This is a genomic window from Bartonella refiksaydamii (genome assembly GCF_902652675.1).
GTDB lineage: Bacteria > Pseudomonadota > Alphaproteobacteria > Rhizobiales > Rhizobiaceae > Bartonella > Bartonella refiksaydamii.
In genome coordinates this window covers 1-1,300 of record NZ_LR736369.1, presented here as the reverse complement: position 1 = coordinate 1,300, position 1,300 = coordinate 1, and the positions used below count along the sequence as shown (strand labels likewise).

At 44.3% G+C, this 1,300-nt stretch carries 2 protein-coding genes; both read left to right on the top strand.

Annotated elements, in window-relative coordinates; genetic code table 11:
- Positions 1 to 932: glycine-rich domain-containing protein (locus GQO39_RS08935; protein ID WP_198039452.1), on the top strand; the 932-nt coding region annotated here is incomplete at its 5' end.
- 9 nt (positions 933 to 941) lie between these two features.
- Positions 942 to 1,193: a hypothetical protein gene (locus GQO39_RS08510; protein WP_156851771.1), complete on the top strand. Its 252-nt coding sequence runs from the start codon at positions 942 to 944 to the stop codon at positions 1,191 to 1,193.
- The last annotated feature ends 107 nt before the right edge of the window (positions 1,194 to 1,300 follow it).

Sequence of the window (1,300 nt, the reverse complement as noted above, 5' to 3'; positions counted from 1 at the left end):
ACGAAGATCTCACAAGCTATGGTCGTTTAGCCAGCCCCAATGAATGGCAGAATTACAATAAATTTACCAGCAAAGTCACTATGAGTGGTGGCTTAGAGCTTTTGGGTAATTCTCCGTTTAGCCTTACCCATAATGGTGAAGTAGTGACAAGATTAAGTGCAACAGGAAGCATGCTTAAAGGACCAGCAACTGTTGATGGCAATGCGATTTATACAAAAGATGAAGCTACCGCTGCTCTTGAAAAAATACGCAGTGAGATTGCGAAACTAACGAAACGCACCATGCTTACTCCTCTTGAGATTCTCATAACACAAAGCGGTACCATTCCATTTCCTGAAGGTGTTAGTGATGACACAGAAATCGAAATATGGGCATGGGGTGGCGGTGGAAGTGGTGGAGGTAGTACGGGCGGCGGTGGCGGTGGCGGTGGCTGCGCGCGCATTCAAATCAAAGGATCTCAGCTTAAAAACTCCAAAAATGTCCAAATTGGTCGTGGTGGCAAAAGTGGAAATGGTGGGAAAACAATTATTGAAGGACTGCTTATCGCAGGTGGTGGTGGTGCTGGCAGTTTTGATAGCTATGGCAATGGCGGTAGTGCAGGAGATAGATTCAGTGGGGGGAGTGGTGGCGGCTACTACTCTAATAGCACCAGTTCAAATGGAACTGATTCTACTTTTAATGGTGGTGGTGGTGGCATTTATGGAAAAAAAATAGGAGGAACCGGTGGACATGGTGGAAACTCTACTTTCGGTGGTGGAGGAGGTAGCAGTGGGGATGTAGATGGGAAAGGAGGATACAGTGGGAAAGGAGGAAATGGTGGAAATAGCGGCAGCAATAATGCTGGTGGTGGTGGAGGCTACTTTCCAGGAAAATCTGGTAACGAAGGTGGCTATGGTGGTGACGGAGCAGTGTTGTTGAGATTTTTTATCTAGGAGGTATTTATGGAATATGCAGTTGTTGAAAATGGTGTGGTAACCAATATTATTGTAGCCTCAGAAGATTATGTTCACGCCTTTGATGGTGAAGCTATTCCTTCACATGAAGCACAAATCGGCTGGACTTATAAGGATGGGGTGTTCTCTCCTCCGGTAGTGGACAAAAACACAAAACAGCTCTCATCTACTGAAATGACAGAAACAGATATACCCGTAGAGCCTGTAAAAGAACCACAAGAGAAAAATAATCAAGTCTAGGCTATTAGGCTTGTATGATTTTTTTCTTTAAAGTCCTTTTTAAAACTCTTTAAAAGCCCTTTGAAAGGGCTTTTTTTGACTGACAGTGTCAGTCTTATGGAGCATGG

Coding starts and splice junctions, on each gene's coding strand:
- GQO39_RS08510 (WP_156851771.1), top strand. CDS start 942: ATGGAATATGCAGTTGTTGAAAATGGTGTGGTAACCAATATTATTGTA.